The sequence below is a fragment of the Dietzia sp. HMSC21D01 genome (assembly GCF_001815995.1).
GTDB classification, from domain to species: domain Bacteria; phylum Actinomycetota; class Actinomycetes; order Mycobacteriales; family Mycobacteriaceae; genus Dietzia; species Dietzia cinnamea.
In genome coordinates, this window is sequence record NZ_KV824139.1 from 1 (window position 1) to 5,685 (window position 5,685).

Below are 5,685 nucleotides of genomic sequence, written 5' to 3' on the forward strand. Positions count from 1 at the left end.
GGCGCGGCGGGTGGGGGCCGGACCGGGGTCCGGCGTGCGTGGCCCCGGTCCGGATCTGGCCCGGGGGTCGGTCGAATCAGGAGCCGAAGGCGGTCGCGATGAACCGGGCACCCAGGGCTTCTACTGTGATGTGGCTCACAAGTACATCCACTGGGTGGGCCTGCGTGTTGCACGGTCATCGCCAGGGAGCTCGGGAGTTCCAGCGGGGTGGCGGCGGGCGCCGGGGTGCGGCAGTAAGAATGGAGCACATGACGCCGCCCACGCAGCCCGCCCACGACCCCGTCCCGCTCCCGCCAGGCTTCCGCGCGCACGCAGGGGCCGCGGGACTGCGCGAGCGCGGTGACGACGTCTTCGTCGTCGTCAATGACGGCCCCTCCCCGGCCTCGTCCGCGGTGTTCACCCGCTCCCTCTTCGCGGGGCCGTCGGTCGTGCTCAGCCGACAGAACGCCGCCAGCGGTACGGCGCGCGGCGTGGTCGTGGTGGCCAAGAACGCCAACGTCGCCACCGGTGAGCAGGGAATGGCCGACGCGCGGGAGGTGCTCGAGCGCGCCGCCGACGCCATCGCCGTGGCCCCGGGGGAGCTGCTCATCGCCTCGACCGGCGTGATCGGCCGCCGCTACCCGATGGACAAGCTGCGCGCGCACCTCGACGGCCTGGCGGGCGCGACGTTCGACGCCGACGCCGTCGCGCTGGCGACCGCGATGATGACCACCGATACCCACCCCAAGACCGCGCGGGTGGAGGTGACGACGACGACGGGCGGCACCGCTCAGGTGGTGGGCATCGCCAAGGGTGTCGGGATGATCGAACCGGACATGGCAACGATGATCGCCGTGCTGTTCACCGATGCCGCAGTGGAGCCGGGTGTGCTGGACTCGGCGTTCCGGGCCGCGGTGGACGAGACCTTCAACTGCCTGTCCGTGGACACCGACACCTCGACCTCCGACACGGCCATCGCGCTGGCCAGCGGGGCGGGCGATCCGGTCGGCGAGGTCGAGCTGCGCGAGGCGTTCGAGGCGGTCTGCCTGGACCTCACCCGGCAGCTGGCCCGCGACGGCGAGGGCGCCACCAAACTGCTCACCGTCGAGGTCACGGGCGCGCGCGACCGCGCGCAGGCCAAGCGCGTGGCCAAGGCGATCCTCAACTCGCCGCTGGTCAAGACCGCCGTCCACGGGGCCGACCCCAACTGGGGCCGCGTGGCCATGGCGATCGGCAAGTGCCACGACGACACCGACATCGACCCGGAGCGGGTGCGGATCGTCTTCGGCGACCTCGAGACCTACCCCGCCTTCCCCGGTGAGGCGGAGCTCGAGCGGCTCACCGAGATCATGCGGGCCGAGGAGGTCACCATCTCCGTTGACCTGGGCGTGGAGGGCGGCGCCGCGGACGGCTCCTGCACGGTCTACGGTTGCGACCTCACGCGGGAGTACATCTCGATCAACGCCGACTACACGACGTGAGCGCTCACGAGCTCGGCGCCGCGCGTCGGGTCATGGCGAGGATGGTGTCGCGGGTGTCGTGCCAGGCGGTGCCGGTGATGTCGCCCCACGGGTCGTGACGACCGGGCACGAGCGAGACGCGGGCCGGATCACCGGCGAGGCGTCGACGTAGCGCTGGCGGCGGTCATCGGGACGGCAGCCGCCCCTCCGGCGGCACGTACGGGCGCGGGCCACGGACTCGGCGATCTGACCGCGATCGAGGTCCTCGTCGTCGTCACCGCGCCCGATCGCCGAGGTCAGAGCCCACCCCGCCGCGCCGCCGAGCGCGGCGCGGCACCTGACGGGGGGCGTGGGTCAGACCGTGCCGGCGACGACGTCGTTCTCCGCGCCATCGTAGAACGGGACGTACCCCTTCTCCTTGGACAGCACGTAGAGCGGGTCGTCGAACGTCGAGGTGTCGAACGCCTGCGCGCGCAGTTCGGTCTTGCGGCTCTTGTAGGTGGAGGTGTGTTCGAGCTCCTTGGACAGCCGGATGAACAGCGGGACCGCGTACGACGGCAGGGAGTCCCGCAGGTGCTCGGCGAGCGCCGCGCCGTCGAAGTCCGACTTGTCGTGCAGGCGGATCGCCGCCATGCCGGCCTTGCCGTCGGCGTCCGGGACCGCGACGCCGTAGACCACGGCCTGGTCGACCTCCGGGCGGGCGCTGATCGCGGCCTCGACCTCGGTGGTCGCCACGTTCTCGCCCTTCCAGCGGAAGGTGTCGCCCAGGCGGTCGACGAAGGAGGCGTGCTTGAGGCCCTGGTCGAGCATGAGGTCGCCCGAGACGAACCAGGCGTCGCCGTCGCTGAAGGCGTCGCGGACGATCTTCTTCTCCGTGGCCTCGGCATCCGTGTAGCCGTCGAAGGGCTGCGAGTCGGAGATCCCGCTGATGAGCAGGCCGATCTCGCCCTTGCCGACCTTCCGCAGCCGGCCGTCCTCGCCGCGGCGGGGCTCGCCCGTCTCGGGGTCGTAGTCGACGATCGCGAAGTCCATCGGGCAGTACCCGGTGGTGCGCGGGACGTTGAACGCGTCGACGAACGCGATGTTGCACTCGCTGGCCGCGTAGAACTCGCAGATGCGGCCCACGCCGAACCGCTGCTGGAACTCGTCCCAGATCTCGGGCCGCAGGCCGTTGCCGGTCATCACGCGGATCGAGTGGTCCCGGTCGCCCGGGCCGGGCTCCTGGTTGAGCAGGTAGCGGCAGATCTCGCCGATGTAGATGGCGGCGGTCGCCCCGGCGGCGCGGGCCTGGTCCCAGAACCTGGACGCCGAGAAGTGCTCCTCGATGGCCAGGCACGCGCCGGCCGCGAGGACGCAGCCGAGGGCCACCGTGAGTGCGTTGTTGTGATACATCGGCAGCGGACTGAGCAGGACGTCGTGCTTCTTCAGCCGCACGCCGGACAGACCGAAGCCGGCCATCGCCCTGTTCCACCGGTAGTGGGACATGGTCGAGGCCTTGGGCAGGCCCGTCGTGCCCGAGGTGAAGATGTAGTACGCGGTCTCCGTGCCGACCGTCTCGTCGGCCTCCGGCGGGTTGACGTCCCCGACGTCGTCGCCGAGGGTCGCGAGCTCGTCCTCGAGCCACGTCAGGTCCGCCAGCTCGTCAGGGCGGTGGCGTGCGGTGAAGTCGCGGAAGGGCAGGTCGACCTCGGAGCTGACGGCGAGGAGCTCGCCGATCCAGTTCTCGCGCGGCACGGACTGCACGGCCTCCACGCACTCGGCGCCGACCAGCACGAGCTTGGACTTGAGGATGTTCTGCGAGTGGTCGAGGACCTCGCCGCGCTGGTGGTGGTTGAGCAGGCCCACGGAGGCGCCGACCTTGACAGCGCCGAGGATCGCGAGCAGTACCTCGGTACGGTTGCCCATACAGATGCCGACCGTGTCGCCGCGCGTCACGCCGCGGGCCTTGAGGACCGCGGCGAACCGGTTGGCGCGGCGGTTGGCCTCGCCGTAACTGATCTCCGTGCCGAGGAACTTGATGAAAGGCGCGTCGGGCCGGGCGGCGGCCAGCTTCTGGAAACGGCGCCCGATCGAGACCTTGTCCGTGCTGCGGGAGGTCCGCACGATACGCAGCCCGTTGAGGACGGACGGCAGGTCGGCGGCGAGGGAGGGCAGGCCGCGCGCGAGGTCCGCCGGGCTGAGTGTGCGGGCGGCCCCGGACCGGCGGCCGGTGACGGTGGTCTTGTCGGTCACGACTTCTCCTCTGTGGGCGTGGTGAGTGACTTGGTCGGATCGCCCGCGAGGCCGCGCCAGGCGAGTTCCACGACGACAGCGGCGGCCACCGACGTGGGGATCGACCGGTGGGCGACGCGGTCCGCGACCGCCTCGCCTGCACCGACCAGGGCGGTGGCGACCACCTCGAGCACCTCGCGGCCGCGCTCGTCGCCCGAGTTCTGCGCGAGCAGATCGGTGGTGAGGTCGACCAGTACCGTCCGGGTCTTCTCGACCTCCTCCCTGAACTGGGGTTCGGCGAATGCCTGACGGTAGACCACATTCCACGAGTCGGTGTGGGCGTCGACGAACTCGAGGAACGCCTGGACGACGTCCTCGAGCCGTCGGCGGGGGCCGGCACTGCCGGTGGCGGCGGCGGTGAGGTGGTCGATCAGCCGACCGGACTCGCGGACGACGCACGCCGCGAACAGTTCCTCCTTGGAGCCGTAGTACAGGTACAGCATCGGCTTGGAGATGCTCGCGTGGCGGGCGATGGTGTCCATCGAGGCCGATCGGTAGCCGAGATCGGAGAACACGCGGATCGCGGAGTCGAGCATCTGCTGCTCGCGGATCGCACGTGGGATGCGTTTGGTCCCCGTCGTCACAGGTCTCCTCCCGGCGGGTCGCGGTGTCATGTGCCACACTCAACTTACCCGCCGGTAAGGACTCGTGGGAGCCGCTCCCCGGATCCGGCGCCCCGACGGGTGTTACGCTTCCGGCATCGGTGTCTCGACGACACCGCAGGACACCCACCGTTACGTGAACCCCAGGGAGACCACGATGAGCTTCGGCACCGGAGCGCTCGCCAGCGCAGTCGGCGGAATCGTCCTCGGCGGCATCGTCGCGTTCGGGGTCAACACCACGATGGCCGAGAACTCCATCCCGGACGTGCCGCAACCGCCCGCCGACCAGGCCCTCCTCGGCCAGGTCGAGTACGGCGCGCGCTGACGCCCGCAGCTCTCGACTCTCTGCACGCCGGCGTAGGTGATCCGCGGTGCCCGTCTCGGCGCCGGTGCGCGTGACGCGGTCGTCGCGTTCCTCGCCTTCCTGCTGCTGGCCTGTCTGCAGTCCCCCGGGTTGATCGCCCCGGACACCAAGTACGACCTCGTCGCGGCCCCCGGCCGCTTCCTCGCCCAGGCCACCCACCTGTGGACCGGCCTGTCCTTCGCCGGCCAGGTCCAGAACCAGGCCTACGGCTACCTGTTCCCGCAGGGGCCGTTCTTCGCCCTGTTCGACCTGGCGGGGATGCCCGCGTGGCTGACCCAGCGCCTGTGGTGGGCGGTCGTGCTCACCGTCGCGTACGTGGGCGTGGTGCGCGTGGCCGCCGCGCTGCGCATCGGCACCCGCGTCACGCGCCCGGTCGCGGGTGTCCTCTACGCGCTCGCCCCGCGGATGCTCGGCGACCTGGGGTCGATCTCGTCGGAGATCTGGCCGGTCGCCCTGGCGCCGTGGGTGCTGCTGCCGGTCATCCGGGTGCTGCAGGGCCGGATGTCACCGCGTCGCGGCGGGGCCGGCGCCGCGCTCGCGCTGGCGCTGATGGGTGCCGTCAACGCCGTCGCGACCGCGGTGGCGTGCCTGCCCGCGGTCCTGTGGTGGGCGCTGCACCGGCCGGGCCGGACGTGGGCGCGGTTGGCCGCGTGGTGGGTGCCGCTGTCCGCGGCGGTGTGCGTGTGGTGGGCGGTTCCGCTGGTGCTGCTCGGCCGGGTGTCGCCGCCGTTCCTGGACTACATCGAGTCCGCCGAGGTCACCACCAGGTGGGCGTCGGTGACCGAGGTGCTGCGCGGGGCCGCGACGTGGGTGCCGTTCGTGTCGACCGACCGCATCGCGGGCGCGGACCTCACCAGCGAGCCCGCGTTCGTCCTGGCCACCGGCGTCCTGGCGGCGGCCGGGGTCGTGGGCCTGCTGATGCGCGGGATGCCCGCGCGCGGCCGACTGCTGGTGATCGCGACCGTGGGCCTGGTGGCGATGTCGGCGGCGTGGGTGGGCCCGGCCGGTG

The 5,685-nt window shown here is 71.6% G+C and carries 5 protein-coding genes; 3 read left to right on the forward strand and 2 right to left on the reverse strand.

The features are described from left to right. Window positions 1-248 precede the first annotated feature (248 nt). Complete coding sequence (gene argJ, locus HMPREF3086_RS16620) at window positions 249-1,460, forward strand: bifunctional glutamate N-acetyltransferase/amino-acid acetyltransferase ArgJ (protein ID WP_061229384.1); 1,212 nt, start codon at window positions 249-251, stop codon at window positions 1,458-1,460. A 333-nt stretch (window positions 1,461-1,793) separates the two neighbouring features. On the opposite strand, the gene HMPREF3086_RS16625 is transcribed toward argJ, so the two are convergent. Then, a complete protein-coding gene (locus tag HMPREF3086_RS16625) occupies window positions 1,794-3,671 on the reverse strand; it encodes a long-chain-acyl-CoA synthetase (RefSeq protein ID WP_083324500.1) in 1,878 nt (625 codons plus the stop codon). Further along, window positions 3,668-4,294, reverse strand: a complete 627-nt coding sequence (locus HMPREF3086_RS16630; RefSeq protein ID WP_082767773.1) for a TetR/AcrR family transcriptional regulator — start codon at window positions 4,292-4,294, stop codon at window positions 3,668-3,670. Before HMPREF3086_RS16630 ends, HMPREF3086_RS16625 begins: the two co-directional genes overlap by 4 nt. Before the next feature lie 154 nt (window positions 4,295-4,448). On the opposite strand from HMPREF3086_RS16630, the gene HMPREF3086_RS18225 reads away from it, so the two are divergent. After that, window positions 4,449-4,637: a DUF2613 domain-containing protein gene (locus tag HMPREF3086_RS18225; RefSeq protein ID WP_061229380.1), complete on the forward strand. Its 189-nt coding sequence runs from the start codon at window positions 4,449-4,451 to the stop codon at window positions 4,635-4,637. Between the two features lie 36 nt (window positions 4,638-4,673). Beyond that, a partial coding sequence (locus HMPREF3086_RS16640; RefSeq protein WP_141764140.1) for an alpha-(1->3)-arabinofuranosyltransferase domain-containing protein occupies window positions 4,674-5,685 on the forward strand: 1,012 nt, incomplete at its 3' end.

Bases quoted from the DNA above. Each gene is read 5' to 3' on its own strand.
- argJ (WP_061229384.1), top strand. From the start codon at position 249: ATGACGCCGCCCACGCAGCCCGCCCACGACCCCGTCCCGCTCCCGCCA.